At 29.7% G+C, this 18816-nt stretch carries 23 protein-coding genes and 5 pseudogenes; 27 read left to right on the top strand and 1 reads right to left on the bottom strand.

The window, feature by feature from the left end; genetic code table 11:
* Positions 1-65 precede the first annotated feature (65 nt).
* From Bmayo_RS04615 to Bmayo_RS04740, 26 genes and pseudogenes are all read left to right on the top strand, one after another.
* Positions 66-1292 carry a phage portal protein gene (locus tag Bmayo_RS04615; RefSeq protein ID WP_075552576.1) on the top strand — a complete coding sequence of 409 codons (1227 nt, stop codon included), beginning with the start codon at positions 66-68 and terminating at the stop codon, positions 1290-1292.
* A 42-nt stretch (positions 1293-1334) separates the two neighbouring features.
* The gene (locus tag Bmayo_RS04620) at positions 1335-2000 is read left to right on the top strand and encodes a DUF1357 domain-containing protein (protein ID WP_075552577.1); all 666 of its coding nucleotides are present in this window, start codon (positions 1335-1337) and stop codon (positions 1998-2000) included.
* An 11-nt stretch (positions 2001-2011) separates the two neighbouring features.
* On the top strand, positions 2012-2578 hold the full coding sequence (locus Bmayo_RS04625; protein ID WP_075552578.1) for a DUF228 domain-containing protein: 567 nt from the start codon (positions 2012-2014) through the stop codon (positions 2576-2578).
* 21 nt (positions 2579-2599) lie between these two features.
* Positions 2600-3559, top strand: a complete 960-nt coding sequence (locus Bmayo_RS04630) for a hypothetical protein (protein WP_075552579.1) — start codon at positions 2600-2602, stop codon at positions 3557-3559.
* Positions 3560-3578: 19 nt separating this feature from the next.
* Positions 3579-4034 (top strand): DUF3890 domain-containing protein, encoded by a 456-nt coding sequence (locus Bmayo_RS04635; RefSeq protein WP_075552580.1) that lies wholly within the window; start codon positions 3579-3581, stop codon positions 4032-4034.
* Positions 4034-4417 (top strand): DUF1506 family protein, encoded by a 384-nt coding sequence (locus Bmayo_RS04640; RefSeq protein ID WP_075552581.1) that lies wholly within the window; start codon positions 4034-4036, stop codon positions 4415-4417. Before Bmayo_RS04635 ends, Bmayo_RS04640 begins: the two co-directional genes overlap by 1 nt.
* The gene (locus Bmayo_RS04645) at positions 4405-4794 is read left to right on the top strand and encodes a hypothetical protein (protein ID WP_075552582.1); all 390 of its coding nucleotides are present in this window, start codon (positions 4405-4407) and stop codon (positions 4792-4794) included. The genes Bmayo_RS04640 and Bmayo_RS04645 overlap by 13 nt, the downstream gene beginning before the upstream one ends.
* Complete coding sequence (locus tag Bmayo_RS04650; RefSeq protein ID WP_075552583.1) at positions 4791-5357, top strand: DUF764 family protein; 567 nt, start codon at positions 4791-4793, stop codon at positions 5355-5357. Before Bmayo_RS04645 ends, Bmayo_RS04650 begins: the two co-directional genes overlap by 4 nt.
* Positions 5338-6450 (top strand): annotated as a pseudogene (locus tag Bmayo_RS04655) (DUF787 family protein). Before Bmayo_RS04650 ends, Bmayo_RS04655 begins: the two are co-directional and overlap by 20 nt.
* Before the next feature lie 14 nt (positions 6451-6464).
* Positions 6465-6893, top strand: a complete 429-nt coding sequence (locus Bmayo_RS04660) for a DUF1463 domain-containing protein (RefSeq protein ID WP_075552584.1) — start codon at positions 6465-6467, stop codon at positions 6891-6893.
* A 15-nt stretch (positions 6894-6908) separates the two neighbouring features.
* A pseudogene (locus Bmayo_RS04665) lies at positions 6909-7360 on the top strand (DUF1473 family protein).
* Positions 7357-7593, top strand: coding sequence for a DUF1322 family protein (locus Bmayo_RS04670; RefSeq protein WP_075552585.1), 237 nt, complete (start codon positions 7357-7359; stop codon positions 7591-7593). The pseudogene Bmayo_RS04665 and the gene Bmayo_RS04670 overlap by 4 nt, the downstream one beginning before the upstream one ends.
* Positions 7594-7600: 7 nt before the next feature.
* Positions 7601-8934: pseudogene (locus Bmayo_RS04675) on the top strand (DUF759 family protein).
* Positions 8935-8946: 12 nt separating this feature from the next.
* Complete coding sequence (locus tag Bmayo_RS04680; protein ID WP_075552586.1) at positions 8947-9564, top strand: DUF792 family protein; 618 nt, start codon at positions 8947-8949, stop codon at positions 9562-9564.
* A 3-nt stretch (positions 9565-9567) separates the two neighbouring features.
* Positions 9568-10508: pseudogene (locus Bmayo_RS04685) on the top strand (DUF693 family protein).
* Between the two features lie 25 nt (positions 10509-10533).
* Positions 10534-11088, top strand: a complete 555-nt coding sequence (locus tag Bmayo_RS04690; RefSeq protein ID WP_075552587.1) for a DUF777 family protein — start codon at positions 10534-10536, stop codon at positions 11086-11088.
* 29 nt (positions 11089-11117) lie between these two features.
* Positions 11118-11450, top strand: coding sequence for a DUF2634 domain-containing protein (locus Bmayo_RS04695; RefSeq protein WP_075552588.1), 333 nt, complete (start codon positions 11118-11120; stop codon positions 11448-11450).
* Entirely contained in the window at positions 11447-12322 is an 876-nt protein-coding gene (locus Bmayo_RS04700) for a DUF276 domain-containing protein (RefSeq protein ID WP_075552589.1), read from the top strand. Before Bmayo_RS04695 ends, Bmayo_RS04700 begins: the two co-directional genes overlap by 4 nt.
* Positions 12323-12331: 9 nt before the next feature.
* Positions 12332-12937 (top strand): DUF735 family protein, encoded by a 606-nt coding sequence (locus Bmayo_RS04705; protein WP_075552590.1) that lies wholly within the window; start codon positions 12332-12334, stop codon positions 12935-12937.
* Between the two features lie 9 nt (positions 12938-12946).
* Positions 12947-13763 (top strand): annotated as a pseudogene (locus Bmayo_RS04710) (DUF685 domain-containing protein).
* Between the two features lie 74 nt (positions 13764-13837).
* The gene (gene blyA, locus Bmayo_RS04715) at positions 13838-14041 is read left to right on the top strand and encodes a holin BlyA (protein WP_071983911.1); all 204 of its coding nucleotides are present in this window, start codon (positions 13838-13840) and stop codon (positions 14039-14041) included.
* A 3-nt stretch (positions 14042-14044) separates the two neighbouring features.
* Entirely contained in the window at positions 14045-14392 is a 348-nt protein-coding gene (locus Bmayo_RS04720; RefSeq protein WP_075552591.1) for a BlyB family putative holin accessory protein, read from the top strand.
* Complete coding sequence (locus tag Bmayo_RS04725; protein ID WP_002658486.1) at positions 14382-14717, top strand: BlyB family putative holin accessory protein; 336 nt, start codon at positions 14382-14384, stop codon at positions 14715-14717. The genes Bmayo_RS04720 and Bmayo_RS04725 overlap by 11 nt, the downstream gene beginning before the upstream one ends.
* Complete coding sequence (locus Bmayo_RS04730) at positions 14710-15063, top strand: BBA14 family lipoprotein (RefSeq protein ID WP_002658689.1); 354 nt, start codon at positions 14710-14712, stop codon at positions 15061-15063. Before Bmayo_RS04725 ends, Bmayo_RS04730 begins: the two co-directional genes overlap by 8 nt.
* 104 nt (positions 15064-15167) lie before the next feature.
* A complete protein-coding gene (gene bdr / locus Bmayo_RS04735; protein WP_075552592.1) occupies positions 15168-15809 on the top strand; it encodes a Bdr family repetitive protein in 642 nt (213 codons plus the stop codon).
* A gap of 105 nt (positions 15810-15914) precedes the next feature.
* Positions 15915-16343, top strand: coding sequence for an Mlp family lipoprotein (locus tag Bmayo_RS04740; protein WP_075552593.1), 429 nt, complete (start codon positions 15915-15917; stop codon positions 16341-16343).
* A gap of 37 nt (positions 16344-16380) precedes the next feature.
* On the opposite strand, the gene Bmayo_RS04745 is transcribed toward Bmayo_RS04740, so the two are convergent.
* A complete protein-coding gene (locus Bmayo_RS04745) occupies positions 16381-17331 on the bottom strand; it encodes an ERF family protein (RefSeq protein ID WP_075552594.1) in 951 nt (316 codons plus the stop codon).
* A gap of 380 nt (positions 17332-17711) precedes the next feature.
* Between Bmayo_RS04745 and Bmayo_RS04750 the strand changes: the two genes are divergently transcribed.
* Entirely contained in the window at positions 17712-18812 is a 1101-nt protein-coding gene (locus Bmayo_RS04750) for a plasmid maintenance protein (protein ID WP_075552595.1), read from the top strand.
* Positions 18813-18816: the final 4 nt, after the last annotated feature.

An 18816-nucleotide genomic window follows, 5' to 3' on the forward strand; every position in this document is an offset into this window, starting at 1 on the left:
ATTTTATTGACAAAAATATTAGTTTTTGATATCATACATCTAATTTAATAAAGAGAAGTAAAAAGGTGTGTGATTTAAGAAAAACAAAACTAATAGATAAAATAAGTTCACTAGAACTATACAAATACTCAATATTTTTTAGAAATTACATTGAAAATGTAGCAGAAGATTGTCTCAAGAACGGACTTATTCTTGAGAGTGCTGCCCACAATGTTAGTGAGGTTGAACTTGCTAGGTTAAAGGTACAGCTTAAGAATGCTCTGCTTAATTGTATTATAAGCTACCGTTTTCATGGGATTGGCTATGTTTTAGTAAAAACCAAAGATACCCTAATAGATCTAGAACAACCCGTTAATATAGAATTACCTATTGGTTTTGAATACCTTGATTATGAATATGTAAGAGATTTGGGAGTTGATTTTGATCATATAACCTATAAAGTAAAATCCAACAATAAGAACAATTCTTTAGACGCAGTTAAAATACATAAAAGTCGACTTATCATATATGAAAACTTTGATTATATCTTAAAAAGATATGTTCCGTGTTATACTGAAAGCTTTTTACTAGATATTTATTTATTTGAAAAGATATACGTAGAAATAGAAAGACGTATTGAAAACCACAATTTTTTGTTTTACAAAGATGAATCTTTAGTACAACTACAAGACGCACTTTCTAGTGCAACAACTTCTTTAAGTGCACTTACTAAGAGCAGCAATAATGATAGGGGAAGTGGCATTTTATCTTCTTTTTTGAGAAAACAAAATTCAAACAATCATAGTAAAGATATTTCTAATTTAAGAAACCTTAATGACTCATTATCACAGGAGCTTGCTAGGCTAAAAAGTAATCTAAATAATGAGGGAATGTTTTATACGGTCACCCCTAGTGCTAGTTTAGAGGTTATTAAATACGATCTTAGCTACTTAAAGGAGGCTTTAGCATTAATTAAGGCAAAAATTGGTGCAGATACTAAAGAGCCCTTAACCAGAAGTTTTAATGAACAGGCTAAAGGATTAGGAAATGATGGTAAAGGTGATAGGAGTAATTATTACGATTTTCTCAAAGGTGTGCAAGAACAAGTTGAGAACTCTTGTAATTTAAAACTTACAAAGTATTTTGGGCTTGATATGAAATTTAATTCGCTGATTATGTTAAGTGAAGAACAAAAAGTGGAAAGAGATATAAAGCTAATTGAGCTTTACAGTAAATATAACCAGCTTATACAAAGTAGCTCCTTTGATAATGAGGAGTTAGCGATTTTAAAAGAGAAATTATTCTCATTTTGAGAAAAGGAGTTAAAAGAGCCTGAGAAAGAAGAAAAAGAAGACCTGCAAGCACAAGATAAAGAAGAGCAGCAAAATAAGGCTGATACTAAAGTTATAAGTGCGCAGGAATTTGAAGAGTACATGCGCTTTAAAGAGCAAGCAAATAGTAAATCCAAAGAGACAAGTCGAGATTTAAGTATAAATGAACGAATAACAAAAGAACTCGCAGAAGTTGAAGAGCGGGAGCGTATTGAAAAGCAATTATTGCTAGAGGCTGAGCGAATTAATGAAATTGATACACTTGCAAAAGCACATCTTAGCAATCATTTCAATAAGGAGGTGTTGCTTGCAAAAGGATACACATTAAAAGACATTATGCAAGCACAACGTAGAGAACTTGTGCGCAAGTTCGTTCCAATTGAGCAAATTAAAGCTATTGCCAAAGTATCAGACATAAGTCATATCGATGGAGAGATATTAGAGCAACTTGTTTCTTTAGCAAAAGTGAATATTAAATTAAGAAAAAATGCGAGTAGCAATTCTTCTTCTGTTGACTCTATTAAGGGGAATATTGCTATTAAATCAGAAGAAAGAGCAAGTTTGCTTAATTCTAATTTTGTACCTATTAATTTCACAGAATTTGTACAAGCGATAAGTAATACTTACAAGCAAAGACGAATTCAATTTTATGAAAATCTAAAAAGACATAAAAGAACAAGTATTGCTTAAAGGAGTTTTTAATGAGCGATGGTATTACAAAAATAAAAGAAGATTTTGATAAAAAAGTTGCAGAAATTAAAGCATTAATGAAAAATCCTCAGCAAGATGCTGGTTTGCTTAGTAATTCTGTAGATTTTAGAGATAAAAATCTAATTTACTCCAATTCGGATGGAGTTTTTACTAGTAGTAAAGACAAAATAGAAAATTATCCTGCTAAAGGGTATCCATACAAGTGTGGAGTCAAGCTTAGTTTTAGTGCAGATGGTACAACAGAACTAGAAGTTGAGGCTGGTGGTGAAGATGATTTATACGGAATATGCATTGATATAGATGAGTTTAGCAAAACAGCCACTATTGTTCCAATTACAAATAATTTTGAGGGTTATTTAGTAGCAAAAGATTCTACGCTTAAAGTAAAAGACAAACTTGTTTTTAATAAAGACGGTGCTCTTGAAAAGGTGACTGGAGCACCACCAAATAAGGCAACTATTAATGCGATAGCGTTGTCTGATGCAAAACAAATTAGTAACGATGTTTATTTAATAAAAGTAGCAGTATTTGGAAATAAAGCTGTAAGTAAAAATTAATGATATTTGGGAGGATTTAATATGGAATTATTTGATGAAAATTATTATGCAAAAGCTGTGGCTAATATTATAGGGGAAGTTAAAGATCCTATAATGTATAAATGGTTTTCGCATGATCAAATTGAAGATGTTGATCTTCAGATGGGCTACCAAAGAACTGTAAAGTGGGATGCGTTTTTAAATGCTAATCCTACAACGATTGCTAATGAGGTTAATACTATTTCAACTATTGGATTTAGTTCTGAAGTGGTAAGACTTAATTACTTAAAATTACAGTACAAATTTAGGCACTTAAAGCAGGCGTCTGAAAAATTTTACACTTCAGACTCATATCTTGGTGACATTAATAACAATTTACTTCCTTTTTCTCAAGCCTATAAGCTTGCAAGTAGCGAAATTATCAAACTTATTAATCACTTTGTACTAACAGGCACTGTTTCAATTCAAAAAGATGGAAAAAATCAAAAACGTCTACTTCCCAATATGTATGGACTTCTTAATATGCCACATCAAGTAAAAGAAGAAGTTGCTAGTGGTGATAAAGATAAAATGGATAAAATATTTGAAAAAATTGAGGCGGGACTTTCAAAGTTAGAGCTAGGAGACGAATTTTCTACACCTATGATGGTAATAGTTGACCCTACAACTTCGCTCAAACTCGTAAAGCCATACGCAGCAGCACAGGGTGCAGCAAGTAGCTGCGAAAAATGGGAGGATGTTTTGATTCAAACTATTAAGGCTATTAATAATAGAGAAGATGTCTACATTGAAACTTCAAACTTGCTAAAACATCAAATACTTATTTACCCATTAAACCCAGAACTTATTAAGTTTAAACCTAGCAAGTATATGTTACCTACACCAAATGAACAAGTGGATAAAGATTCAACTGATATTGCTCATTCATACATTGATTTTGTTTTAGGAGGGCTACTTGCTACTAGAAAAACTATTTTGCAAGTACATATTAAACAAAGTTAAAAACATAAGGTAAATCGAAGTGAGCGAACAAAAAAACTTACAAACACAAGTTGAGGCTGAAGAAGAACTTTTGGTAACAAAACTTCATTCTGAAGTGTTATTGTTACTAGGAATAGACAAACTTGCATTAAGCAGACAAAATTTTCTACTTCATTTATCTTTACTTCAAGCTATTCTAGTAACACGTGGTATTGATGCTAGTTCACTTACATATGAACAAATATTTTTACTTACCTTTTACCATATGGGTTGTCAATTAAGAAAACAGGGAGTTGTTCGAGAATTTGAATTTGATAGGATCAAAAAAGAGAAATTCAATGAGCTTGAACTTGATTATTATCCTAGTAGCAGTGGAGGCGAAGAAGGCGGCGAGGGGAGTTGTGGCTCAAACAAAAATTTTTGTTCACAACTTGATGCATTTTTAGAAAAACTAAAAAGAGAAACTTCAACGCCATCTTGTGTGGGGGTTGTCTAATGAATGGTGTTAGAAAAAGACTTTCTGATATGTCATTTCGCATGATCAACGTATTTAAGGATCCTAAACCCTTAAAGTTTTATAAAGGTACTGTTGTAAAGCTTGAAAATGATTCTTCTTATCAGAGAGTATTTGATAAAAATAGGTACACTGAATTCGCAGGAGTTATTATTGACATAAAGCCACAAGAACTTGCAATTCTTTATGATTCTGATATGTCTGATATTCAAGGGTATTCCAAACTTTACACATATCAAGACCTTAACTATGAACTAAAAGATCGAATATCAATTGCAGATTTAGTTTACTTTGAAATATTTAGTATTGACTCTTCAATCGGATATTTTACTTTGGTTTTAAAGGAATTTATATGGACAAACTAGAATTTAAAATGGAATTGGGAATTGGGTGGTTTGGTGGTCGTGCAGGTATTGCTAAAATGCATGAAAAAGGGAGTAGTAATTTACCAGCAAGAAAACATTTAACCAAAATTGCTAGTAGTTCTGAGTTTAGAGAATATATCAATAATAGCTATATAAATTCTAAATTTAATCTTGACCCTAAATCGGGAATGGAGGCTATTGGGCAAGCTTTTATAAGGTACTATGAAAATTATCTACTATCAGCACAAGTCACCCCATCCTTAAAGGCTAATACAATCAAAAGTAAGTTTAAAAGGGGTAGTAACGCTGCAGCAATTCCACTTGTTGATACAGCCAAAATGTTATCAGAGATTACTTATAAGGTAACACTTGAATGATTTTAACTTTAGATATGGTATTAAATCATTTAACTCAAATATTTAAAGGGTTTAAGGCGTATGCAACTGAAAATAATTTTGAGTGCGATATTATAAATACCTACAATCATCCATATCTTTCAAAAATCACAGCTGCTAGCTCAAATATAATAGCATTGAAATTTGATGGTACAGAAAATCTATTTGATCATAATTCTAGAGCCGGTGTATTTTATGAAAATGCTTTGGAATTTAGTATAAATTTTCAAATATATATTATTGCAATAGTGTTAAACGCCAAAGACTTTGACGCTAATTCACGCATGTTAATGCTTTATAGTATGCTTAGTGACTTTCTACACAATAAAGCTCATAAGTATACTTTGCCCAGTCTACAACCCGAATATATTAATAAAATTAACTTCTACATTTACCCAACATCTAATATGCAAACAGTTGGACTGATTAATTTAGGCACAAAATATAGCAACCATGCATACAGTGCATCTATAGCATTTAATGCTAGTGTAAAAGCAATTGAAATTTTAAAGGAGGAATACGAAATTGCCGCAAGATACAATTAGTGTAAGTTTGCTTGACTCTAGAATTCAAGCTAGTAGGCCCAATTATTATAATCCACTTTTGGTTTACAAAACAGCTAAAATCAAAGTTAATAAAGATGTTGCTAGCTATAAAATATTGAATTTAACCGTTAATAATTATGAAAAACAAATTGAAACTTTGGAAAAAGAGAATGGAAATGGAGAAGATCAGTTTGGGAAAGAAAAAACACTGCTTAAAACCGCAATGTCGAATTTTTTCAATTCAAGTGAAGAATCATTAAAATCCGCTGTTCTTTTTATTTATAAGGATAAACCCGAAGAGTTAAAAAAAATATCTTAAAGTACATCGACACACTTTTGTTGTACTTATTAATACTGAGGGTGATAATTCCGATGATGGACTTAAGATTTATAAAGATGATTATGATAAGTTTAAAACGCCTTCAATTTTTTTTGTATTCTCAACTAAAGAACAAGAAATAAAAGAACTATTTAAAGATAAAGGCAATACTGAAAAAGAAAAAATATTGCTGTAAACAGCAATAATAAAGACAATTTACACCTCAAATTTATAAGTCAATATTTACATCAAGCTAGTATTTTTCATGCTGTAAATCCTTATGGCATGCCGCTGGCTGCTACACCACTTGTTGATGATACTGTAATTGGAAAGTTGCGAACTGCAAAAATCAACTTTTATTCACTTCTTAATGAAACTGGGCTTGATGGTGTACCCGCCTTTAAAGAGGGTGTCGATCTAGCTGGAGGTGCAATAGACGAACAGTTTACATATCACTATATAAAAAATGAAGCGATTATTGAGCTTATTAGAATTTGGAATAAAAACAATAGACAAAACAGCAAACTATCTGCACTACAACTTAGTGGTGCTAGAGACAATGCATATACTTCAGCAATTGAGTGCCTGCTCAAACGGTTTGTGGATAGAGGACTGATTATTGAGTATAAAAATTTAAGTCTTACTCTTTCTCCTACACCACAACTTAAATTAGAACTCAGTGTGAATATTACTTATAACTTTAGCATTAATGCTGTTGCTTTAGTAATTACTACTCAAGATATAGTTGATTATCAAAACAGCTTAAGTGCTTAAAAGGGGGTCTAAAAATGCAATTTTATGATTTAAGAGAAGTTTATTTTTCAATTGGTGGTACACAGCTACATAGTGGCAAACTCGAGCTTACAAGCGAACCTACAACAAGAGCAGTAATTAGTAGTGAAGATAAAGGTATGCCCGTAATAAGCTTAAGAGATCCCAAAACAATAACTTATGTTTTCAACATTGAAGTTACACTAGGTAGTCATGACTACATTTTGTTAACTGAACTTTCTGATGAACAGTTTTATAACATGGATGTGAGAAAAGATGATAAAATGCTTGATTTAGCATTCAATGATAGAATTGCTACCAAAATTATTTCTAACTATGCAATTTTTACTGAAGAGCCTTCAAGAAGTTATTCTGCTGAGGCCGAAAAAGTAACTTTTGAAATTCGGGCTATTAATTGCCAAAAATCTAAACCAAACAACTCTTAAAAGGAGACTCTTATTATGATAATGAGATATAAAATGAAAATTTTAACTAAAAATAAAACTTATGAATATCCACTAAAAGTATTACCGGTCTATGAATGGGATAGAGTACTGGGATTTAATCAAAGTGACGCTGTTTTAAAGCTTAATGAGGTTAAATACTTAAGAGAAATCACAAGCTTAATAGTCCAAAATTTTTAGACGAATTCTATTTGATTTTAGATCAAAATAGAGAATTTATTTCTTATTATAAAGACTATCTTATTGCAATAATTTACACTGCACAATTTAATACTTTTCATTTAGACAATGATCTAAAAACCCCCGCTTTGGTTTTTCTAAGTGAATATGAAAATAATGTTGGTGACTTTATTACTTTTGACTATATCAATGAAAATTTTGAATATGAAAAAGTAGCCACTTCACTTTCATCAAGTACATCAAATTCCAATGAGCTGGTTGCTAAATGAGCAAAAGAAATAGAGATATTGATAAAGCCATTGCAAGTCTTAATGAGACTAGAAAAAAATATTTTAACTTGCTTGACGAGATTAAGAACGACAAATATTATTTTCCAGTAATTATGAATATTTGCTCATACGACAATGTAAAAAAATTGCCTTATGACGAGCTTTTAGAGGTCAATAGACTTTCTGATATTAAATTAGAAAAAGAATTGTATGAATTAATTTTAAGCAAGTGAGGGCTTAGTGAGCGACAAATTCACCATTAAATTTAAAGGTATTCTTGATCATGCTGCCACAAAAAAGGCTATCGAACAAGATATTTCCAAAATGGAAAAATATCTTAAACCTAAAAAATCTAGTTTGGGTAGCACTAAAGATATTGTAAAAAATAATTTGTCGGACAAGAAAAAAGAACTTAGCAAACAATCTAAATTCGAAAGCCTAAGAGAGCGTGTTGAGAAATATAGACTTACACAAACTAAAAAGCTTGTAAAACAGGGCATGGGTTTTGAGAAAGCCAGAAAAGAGGCTTTCAAAAGATCTTTGATGTCTGATAGAGACAAAAGACGACTTGAGTATAAAGAGCTTGCAAAAGAATCAAAAGCAAAAAATAAAATGTTAGCAGCCTCTCAAGGAAAAGGACTTGTTGCCAAAATTGCAATAGGTAGTGCTCTTGGAAATGTCATTGGCAACGCTATGAGCAAAGTTGGGGGCGGGCTTATTGGGTTTTTGTATGGTTTTATGAAAAAATCAGTTGAAAATGAATCCAAGCAAAAGAAACTACAACAACTCAATAATGTGTTTTACAGTGACAAAGAACGTAATAAAATTTGGAATGCCATTAAGGGAATGAAAGGATTTGAGCGCGATTTAGAAAAAGAAGATTTGCTGCGAACAGCTAGCGTGCTTAAAGGCGACATCAGAGAATTAAAACTTAATGATGAAGAGGGAGAGAATGTATTAAATGCAACAAAACTAGCAGCTATGTTTAGAAGTACGGGGCTTGTTGGTGATAACGAAAGTGCTGTTGAAGTTGTTTCAAAAATACTTAAAGGGGAACTTACAGAAGCTTTTAATATATTGAAACCTATCGACAAATTTGGAGAAAAATATCTAGAAGCCATGAAAAACAAGTTAGAGTTTCTAACTCAAGAGGGAGGGAAAAAAAACTAAGGCCAGAGATAATTGCAGACTTAATAAACGATATATCATCTTTAAAGATAATGGGTCATTCCGACAAACTTTCTGAAGGTAAAAGTAAATTGGATAAAATAGAGCAAAGTCTTGAAAAGACAACCAGCAAAGTTTTGATGCCGGTGATTGGCAAAATAACCGATATTATTGATAAGGTTATGGATTTTGATTTTAACAAAATCATACAAAAAGACGTTGATGGCATACGTGATGGGTTAAATGGCGCTCTTGGTGGAATAAAAAACTTTGGCAGCTCAGTATATAATACTGCTAGTAATGTTGCTAGTAATGTTTTGTACTACGCGAATCCTTTGAATTATTTTCCAGGATTTAGAAATAACAACAATAACACCGGGGGTGATGATTCAGTAAATTTCAAATAAAAAGGAAATTCTATGGATATTAACAATGAAAATATTATCAATAATAATCTTGAAAAGAAAAATAAAGGAATGTCTCAAGCAGAGGTCTCTCAGATAACAAGAGATGTAATAACCCAAATATTTGCTCTTTTTGGAGCAGATAATTTTTTAGTGTTATTTCCAAGAATGGATTTAAAAGGTTTTGGATATGTTCCACAATTGTTTTTTATAAAACCAAAAACGGAGCTCATAACACGCACTTACAATACCAGCTGTTCCAAAAGACCGGTTATCAACTATTATGATAGAAAAGCGGAATATGTCAGCTATAATCCAGTAATGACCGGTGAAAATATCTCTTTAAACAGCGGTGTATTAACCTCACTATATAAAGAAATGATTTCACCACTTAAAATGACCGTTTTTGGCAATTCTATGCTACGTTTTGATGCTCATCTTGTAAAAGAACAAATGGCCAATAGAATACAAGCACAAGTCCCTTTTAGTATCTACAGTCCAACTTTTGGCTTAAAAGAATTAGCTGTAATTACAAGTCTTTCGTTTAAGGACACTCCTTTCATTGATGAAATTGAAGTTAGCCTATCAATAGAAATAGTAAAAACATTCGCATTAGAAAAATATAAAGGATAATTAATGTTGCTACTACAATATGATTTTAAAATTGAGTTCTACAAAGAAAAACAATCCCTAGAAAAGGATACAAACACTAGAGTTTCTTTAATTGAAGAAACTCCTAAAATTATAATAAATACACAACATGGAATTCATGTTGATATTACCATATCTAATGAATTTTCAAATTATAATTTTGTAAAATCTAAACGAACAAAAATTGTACTTTGGAATTTGCCCTAGACTTCACCAACGACATTGAAGTAGGAGATATAGTAAAAATACGCTATAAAAAATTTGCTCATGAAAAAAATTTTGATTTCATAATGTCGGGATATTTAGGGACTCCTATGAGTACTGATTATCCTGGTGGGGATTTTAGCGTTGAGCTTGACGTTCGGTTAGCGGTTAGTAGCAACTTCTTTAATCGAAAATTAGATAACAAAAACTTCAAGGGTAAGACGGTTCAAGAGGCAATAGAATCTGTATTTCCCAATCGCAATATTATTAATATGGACAAAGAAGGTCGTCTTAAAATCATTGACAAAGATATTTATGCCACAACGCCAAAAGAGTTTGTTGAAAAAATCAAAGGAATATATATTCATGACGTAATAGCTGATATTGGCGGCGACAGCTTTGATGTTGAATGTAATTTTATATTTACTAAGGATAGAACAATTGAAACAGATGAAAATTACAAGGCTTTAGAAGATTATGGACTTGAATTCATTCCACAACAAGAAATTGCTATTGAAGGTGAATACAAGTTAAGACGTGTATATTGGAACGCACAAACATTTTACACACATAAACTAAAAATTGGCGATAAGGTTTCATTTATTGATGGATTAGGAAAAATGATAAAAACCACCATAAAAGAAACAAGTGCAAGACTTAGCAACGCAGGAGAGTGTTCATTAATACTTAAATTAAAGGATGATTCTGATGATTCTGATTAAATGTATAAAGTAAAAGGGGATTAAAATGACTAAAGACTATAAAATTTACAGAATGAATCAGCGTCTTTATGGACATGCTTTAGCGCAAGAGGACGTTAAAAATTGGATTTATTCAAACATTTTTATAATTAAAATTGGCACTGTAAAGGAGTTTAAACAACAAACTCAAGAAGCTATTGTTACAATACCCGAATTTGAAGATTTAGAAATTCACACAAAAAATATCTCTAATATCAGTTTAGAACTATCAAAAGGTGATAACGTTTTACTGCTTCAATCAAGCGTTAATATTTTTGATAAAAATAACGATATTCACTTTGACAAACATCACTTTTATATACTTAGTGCAATTAGCCCAAAGACTTTAAATCTAATCTCTGATACTGTTAAAATTAAAGCAAACAATAATATTGAAATAGCTAACCAAACAACTAGCTTAAAAACAATTCTCAAAAATATTGTAAGTGCTATTGAGGGTATAAAAATCGCAACCACACAAGGAGGCCCAGTAATTGAATCAGTCAGTCTAAAAATAGCAACCACTAAAATTAATTCTGATATTAATAGTTTGTTTAAGTAATTTTTGATAAATATGGTATAATTACTAGTATGGATTTAAGATTAGGCAATAATTTTGAATTGGTATTTAATAACGATTTATCACTTGTTGATGGAATTGATGAACAAAAACAAAGATTTTTGATATTTTTAAAAACCTTAAGGGGTAGTTTAAGCTATGCTCCTCATTGGGGACTGGACTATTTCTTGCTTTTAAAGCTGTTAAAAATTAACAATCTTCACGCTGTAAAAAATTATTTTCATGAAATATCTAAAGAGCTTAACTTAGATTTAATAAATATTTCAACTGCTATACAAGACAACAAAGCACATATATCCTTTTTTTTCTCAGGCGATGTTTTGAATATGGAGTTTAATTTATGAGCATAGTTTTTGATTCTGATTTTGGCATTTTAAAACGTACAATTAAGGATATTGTAAGAACAAAAAGAGAATATTTGCGTGTAAATTATGGGATTAATATTGATGATAATCAAAGCTCAATTTATAACATTATTGCGTCTTCTTTAGCATTAATTGAAGAAGAAATAATTAATGAGCTTAATCTCTTTTTTTCTAAAATGAAACCGGGTGGTACTTATTGGGCTGCTATTGAAGAACACATTTCTTCTAAAAGCACAACTTACAGCGCGGTTCGCAAAGCTTTACTTAATCTTGATGGGGTTGAGTACACTAATATTAAAAGTGCAGCTGGTAAAGCCAACATATATCTAATTCTAAAGGAAATTTTACTAGACTCTAGTAAATCTAATATTAATAGTCCTGAATTTAAAGCAAAACTTTGGGAAACATTATATCTAACAACTCCTAGTGGTACTTTACTTGAGGGAGACATAGAAATTGATGGTCTCAATTCAACTGGACAACGTAAATCCTATAAAATATCACTAGGGAAAAGAAAATATGTTTACATGAAAGTAAAGTATAAACTTGACCTTAAAAACTATCTCTACTTAAACATAGACTCTCAAATTAGGGACATTTATTCTAGGATTATTTCAAACAACTATTCTGATATGGGAATTAGCTTTGAATATCAAGACTTTTTTGCTCCAGTTAATGAAGTTAAAGGAATTAAGTTTATGGAAATAAGCACTTGTATTAAAGATACAGACACTGAGAGTATTACAAAAATTGGTGATAGCGATTTTAAAAAAAATCAAGATATTACCATTAATGATGACACAATGCTACTTTTCAATACGACAGATAGATTGCTTATTGATATTGGATAGTTAACAAATATGAAAATACCCAATCTTTTCAAAAACACCGAAATTCATAAATTTATACGTACAGAAACAGAATATGCACAAGCATTGCTTAATGAACTTAAGTCCCTTAATTCCAACTTCATGTCCATTAATGTAATAGAAAATATAAAATCAAGATATATTGCAATATGGATATCTCAAGTTTTATCTATCTTTTATGCAAAAACTCAAACTTTACAAAGTATTACAAGCAATATTAATAGTGTTATTTTTGCTTTACGTCATATTGGCACTGATGAGTCATTTAGACTGATTTTCAAGACCTTTTTAAATGTGGACATTGAAGTTACTACTCCTGAAGCTGGGGTTATTGATATCTCTTTAAAAGGGGCAATAAAAACAAACTTTACTACATTTATTTCGCCTAGCACTAAAAAAGGAAAACGACTAAAAAAGATAATTCTTAGAGAAAAGAAACCTGGATACGCTGCATCTAAAAAGGCTTTAGTATTCAACTCACTTCCTAAGGGCTATGATCATTCAATTTATGCTTTTATTAAGAGAATTATTCCTATTGGTAGAGTTCTCAAAATTAATAATACAGATGGTAACAATATTATTGCTTTCAACAACTAAGGGGGTTTTATGGCTGATGATCAAGAAAAATTACTAATTGATGAAGAAGAAACGGTTCAAATAAAAGATTTAAATAAAGTTACGACCGTTAACAATACTGATCTTTTACTGCTTGATGATGGAGCTGCAAGCAGTAATGCTATCACCTTTAAAAACTTTTTAGATGCTTCTAAAGACAAAATATTTAAAGGAGAAGGATTAGACTATTTTAAGCAGATAATTAAGTCTACAATTGCCGAAGAACTTGCAGCTGATAAAGATTTTGTAGAAAAAATTTATGCTAAAATAACGGACAAATTAATTAACAACGATTCTACTAATATTTCTAACCTTTTTAGTAAAATTAAATCACGCCTTACAAATAGCATATCATCAGCCACTCTATCTAGAAATGATGATCTTTTGATAATGTCTTCTTCAAGTATTCAAAAAACACCCGTTCCAAAACAACTGCTTGGAGTACCATCAGATTTTTCACATGGAAGAAATTTTGCATACGGACCAACGCTTTATTCGTCTGACTACAAGAACAAATCAATAACTATTAAGTTGGAGCACACTAATAATGCAACTCTTATTTTTTATAAATATAATGATAATGACCCCATTTACCTTGATATTGAGCTTGACGTAGAACACTACAGTAATAGCGAGAGTAAAGTACTTTATCTAAGATATTCCGATGAAAGTGAAACAAGTATGGCTTATGAGCAATCAGACGCTCCCCCAAGGACTATCTAGTAGATTTCCCATGTATAAAGGATGGTATATTCAAAAAAGAGCCTACCTATCAGGGGGCCCCATCCCGAAGCTTTTAAAGCTGTAAACTTCTTTAGCAAAAATTAAGGTTTTGATATATAATGTATATACAAATAAAAAATTAAAATAAAGGATTAAAAAATGGATACTATTAAATTAACAGAGCTTCTTATCAATTTAAACGAAATTAAACTTATAGCCGTAATGATTTTTGTAACAGTACTGGTTTTAGGAGTGTTAATTCTTCTCAAGCCTTTATTAAAAGACATATTGACTATTGTAATAGGCAAGATTTTTAAGAATGGCAATAGTAATGGCAAAAATCACATTAAAAAAAGAGATTAACTTATGAAATTATCCAAAGATAATGTTGAGTTTGGACTTACGTCTTTATCAACCCTTATTGATATATTTTCTAAATTTGAAGATGAATTTGATGAAATTGCACATAAAGGATTCTTTTTGGTTTATGAGCTGTATTCTCATTATAAATTAATCTATACAGCAAATATGGAAAGACTTGAGAGTGCATTAACCCCAGCAATAAATGCGGCACTCGCTCCATTAAATGAAAAAATCAATCAATGCATTGACTTAGTTAATTCTGATGAAAAAAATCTCAAAATATCTAATGATCTGAAATTCAATCAGGAAGGAAAACCTATCTATAAGGAAAGAATAAATAATGCAAAATAACACTATTGGTTTAGGACTTAATTTACTATCCAGCTTAACTAACATAGCTAAAACTGATACAAACATAGATCATAATTACATTAATACTTTTAGTAAAGTAATAGATTTTTTCTACAAAACATATATAAGCACACTAAAATCTATGGAAACAGCTGAGTCAACTAAAATATTTGAAGAAATACAAGACATTTTAAAATACAACATTGAGATAATAGAGGCTATCTCTACTGATAAAAGCAAAAGAATTATCACTTCACTTAAAGCAACACGTAACAAAATTATGAAAGAATATATCAAAATACTTAAAAGAGGTGAAAATGCTTAAAAGATTGCATTGTCTACTAATTGCTTTGCTACTATGTTGCACCACTATTGCCAACCTACCAGAAGAGCCAAAACCGCCAATTATTCCAACGCTAAAATCTTTAGCTAAATATGAAACACAACTTTCAGAGTATGTTATGTACCTAGTAACATTTTTAGCTAAAACAAAAGTTAAAGTTAATGATCCAAATTATCCAGAATATCCTTATCCAGACTTATCAACACTAAAAGACGAACACTCCATAACTGCAGTAAAACACAATATCAACATATATTTAGAGTACATTAAAAAAACAAAACCAATAGCGGAAAAAGTCTATAATAAATATTCCCAGTTAAAAATGTAAATTACAAAAAGGTTTTTCTTGCAAGAAATCCTATTTTACATATAAAAATCTCTAAAGCCAATTAATCTAAAATAGTGTATAATATGACTATAAGGGAAAATTTTATGGAAACAGTGTCAACAAATATTGCAAGTGTAACTCAAGAACAAATATATAAAGAATTTATTAGACTGGGCATGGAACAATTAATAGCACAAGATTTATCTAAAAGATATTATCACAATGAACTAACATATAGAGATTTAGAAAATTTAGAAAAACAATTTGATATAAAATTTGATAATCTTGTTTCTAAAATAGATAATGCCAAAAGTGAACTTAATACCAAGATAGATAATGTAGAAAAGAATTTACAAAAGGATATATCTAATTTAGACATCAAGATTGATTCCGTAGAGAAGAATTTACATGTTAAGATTGATGCTATTAAAAGCGAACTTAATACTAAGATTGACAATGTGGAAAAGAATTTAAATCTAAAAATAGATGGTTTAGATACTAAGATAGATACTGTAGAAAAGAATTTACATGTTAAGATTGATACCGTTAAAAGCGAACTTAATACTAAGATTGATAATGTAGAAAAGAATTTAAATCTAAAAATAGATGGCTTGAATATCAAAATAGACAATGTGGAAAAGAATTTAATGTCTCTTTCAGAAATGCTTAAATGGGTATTGGGAATTATGGGAGCAATGTCTATAACAATGATAGCCGGACTAATATTTGCTTTCATTTCTAAATAGCTACTACCTCACTTAAAGAATATCAATTCAAATAATAATTGTTTATCCAATATTTAGTATTAATACTTAGTTAAGTGAATATTAATAATAAAAAAAGGAGTAACAATGAAAATCATCAACATATTATTTTGTTTATTTTTACTAATGCTAAACGGCTGTAATTCTAATGATACTAATACTAGCCAAACAAAAAGTAGACAAAAACGTGATTTAACCCAAAAAGAAGCAACACAAGAAAAACCTAAATCTAAAGAAGAACTTCTTAAAGAAAAACTAAATGATGATCAAAAAAAACACCTTGACTGGTTAAAAACCGCTTTAACTGGTGCTGGAGAATTTGATAAATTCTTAGAAAATGATGAATCTAAAATAAAAACAGCGCTTGATCATATAAAAAAAGAACTTGACAGCTGTACTAGCAATAATGCTGAACAACAAAAGACCACTTTCAAACAAACAGTTCAAGGCGCACTTAGCGGGGATATAGACAAATTTACAGAGCAAGCAAGTAGTACGTGCAATAATGGTGGCTAATAATCTAACAGCCCCCTATTTGGGGGCTTTAATATTGCTATGCTGCAAATATATAATTAAATTGTCTTTCTTTTTTCAACATGCAAAAGAATTTTAATACTTTTGTTTTATAAACGTCTCGATTATCAGACATAAATACTTTAAGCTTATTTAGATCATCAAATCTATTAGTTTTATTGAAATATTTTTTTAGAATATTTACCCAATATTCTATACTCTTAAGCTCAGCATTCTTTTCAAAAAGATCTTCTAAAGCATCATCATTATCAGTACATAATACCCGAATAAGAGCATTTATATTATTTTTTTCTTCACCTTCATTTACCCAATTTTTTATATTAAACAGTGCGTCTCTAAAAATTTCATAGCAATAAGCCTTGCCAGATTTTAAGTTTTTATTAAAGCTGTTTAGTTGATTTTTTTCTTGATTTATGTCCTTTTTTTGTTCTTGTTTTTGATTAACACTAACTTGTTTGTTAGGCATAGAATTTTCGTTTTCATAATTATTGTAAATAGGTGCTGCATCAGCGTCCACTTCACTTTTTATATGAAGACATGCAACTAAAGCATACCTTTTGAAATAAGTAATAGCTGATCCAACTAGTTGTGGCACTGTATTTACAACATTTTTAGACCCGCTTTCATTATTCCATTGTAAGTTTTCTGTAAGCATTGGTGTATCAAAAGAAAATTCATATCCAGTACTTGTACTGTAAAATGTGGTCCTAATAACATGCTCTTTTTGACCATCTACAAATTTAGATATTGTATATTGCTCAAAATCAAGCTCTAAATTGTGCTTATAAATAACATTTTCAATTTCTTCTACTATTTCATTGAAATTCTGATATTTGTATCCATACCCTTTAAGGCTTTTGTCAATCCCTGGTAAATTCATTTTTAGGGTTTTCATATCTTTTCTGAAGCTTATTTTTGCTTGAATATTATTTTGTATTTCTTGATTATTATTGTTTGAAAGATTTTCCATCTTTTTCCTCCGTTTATATGTATTAATAAATATAAGTATATAGCAAAAACTATTTTTGCCAACTTCTTTACAAAAAATTTTTACAAAAAGTGCGGGCTTAGCTAAATTCTCTTGTTAAAGAACTTAGTTAAGCCCATATCTTTATTTCTTGTAAATTCATATAAACGGTAGAAAAAATGCGAACATTTTACTACGCTATTTGTAGTATAAGTCAACTTAGAATTAAAATCAATTTATATTTTTACTAAATTACAAATTTTTATATTAATTTAACAAAATTAATAATTAAAATTTAATATTTTTTTAGAAAAGTATTTACTTTTAAATCAAAATTTTGCACTATATTAGTAATTACTAATACATGTAAACGGAGAAAAAAAATGCAAAATTTCCCAAATAAAACAAAAATTCCAACTTGCCACAACAAACACCAACACAAATTAATATCTCTTACTTCAACACTAGATTTTCTAAACAAAAAAGATAAAAAATACACACAACAAAACATACTCTATTACTATAATGAAAATCTAAAAAGAAATGGGCTAGCTCCCACTACACTAAGAACAATGCAAAATTATCTTTACAAATTAGAAAAAGTACTAAAAGTTACAACGAATTACTACCAACACATGGGTGTAAATTGTGGAACTGAAATTTACTATAAACTAAAGTATCCCAAAAAAGAATGTTACCAGAAAATCAACAAGTACTTTAAAGAACGAAAAAACTCTAGATTTAAATCTAGAGTTAATAACCATTTTAAAGACAATGTTTCTAAAAATAGTAGTGTAAATTCAGTGGAGTGTTTAAATAATAAAAATAATAATACAAAAGAAGAAAGAAAGATTAAAGAAATAGAAAAATATCAACTAAGAAATTATTTCAATAATTGTAACTTTAAAACGGAAGAAGCTCTTTCTATTTTGTATTTAAATATTGATAAAGATACTAAGATTGAGGCAATAAATATCTTAAAACAAAATGAAATTGCCCTAATAAAAAAATTCAATATAAAAAAATCTTGCATGAAAGAAAAACAAAAAAAATTAAAAGAAATTCTATACAACACTAGGAAAAAATTAGAAGAAAACGGGTACAATCCCAAACAATTAGAAATAAATTTACAAAAAGTATACGAAAATTACAAATATAAACCCCATTTTATTATTGAAAATCATAAATATAGCGATTTAAACAATATAAAGCGTAAATTAGAAAAGTCGATTGAAAGAAAAAAAGAAAATTCTCAACAAAATTCTCAAAATTTAAAGGAAAATATTTTCAATATCCTTATTGAACAACTAAAAAAAGAAACAAATATTGAAATTCTAAAGCCAATTATCAAAAAATATTTGAATAACCAAAAGAAAATAGAATACAATAAAGTATTTGGTATATATCATCTTGAATTATCAGAAATAATAAAAAATGAAAAAAATTCTTTAACCACAGAAGAATTTAACATAAAGGCCGTATAAGGAT

It is taken from the genome of Borreliella mayonii, from assembly GCF_001945665.1.
GTDB lineage: Bacteria > Spirochaetota > Spirochaetia > Borreliales > Borreliaceae > Borreliella > Borreliella mayonii.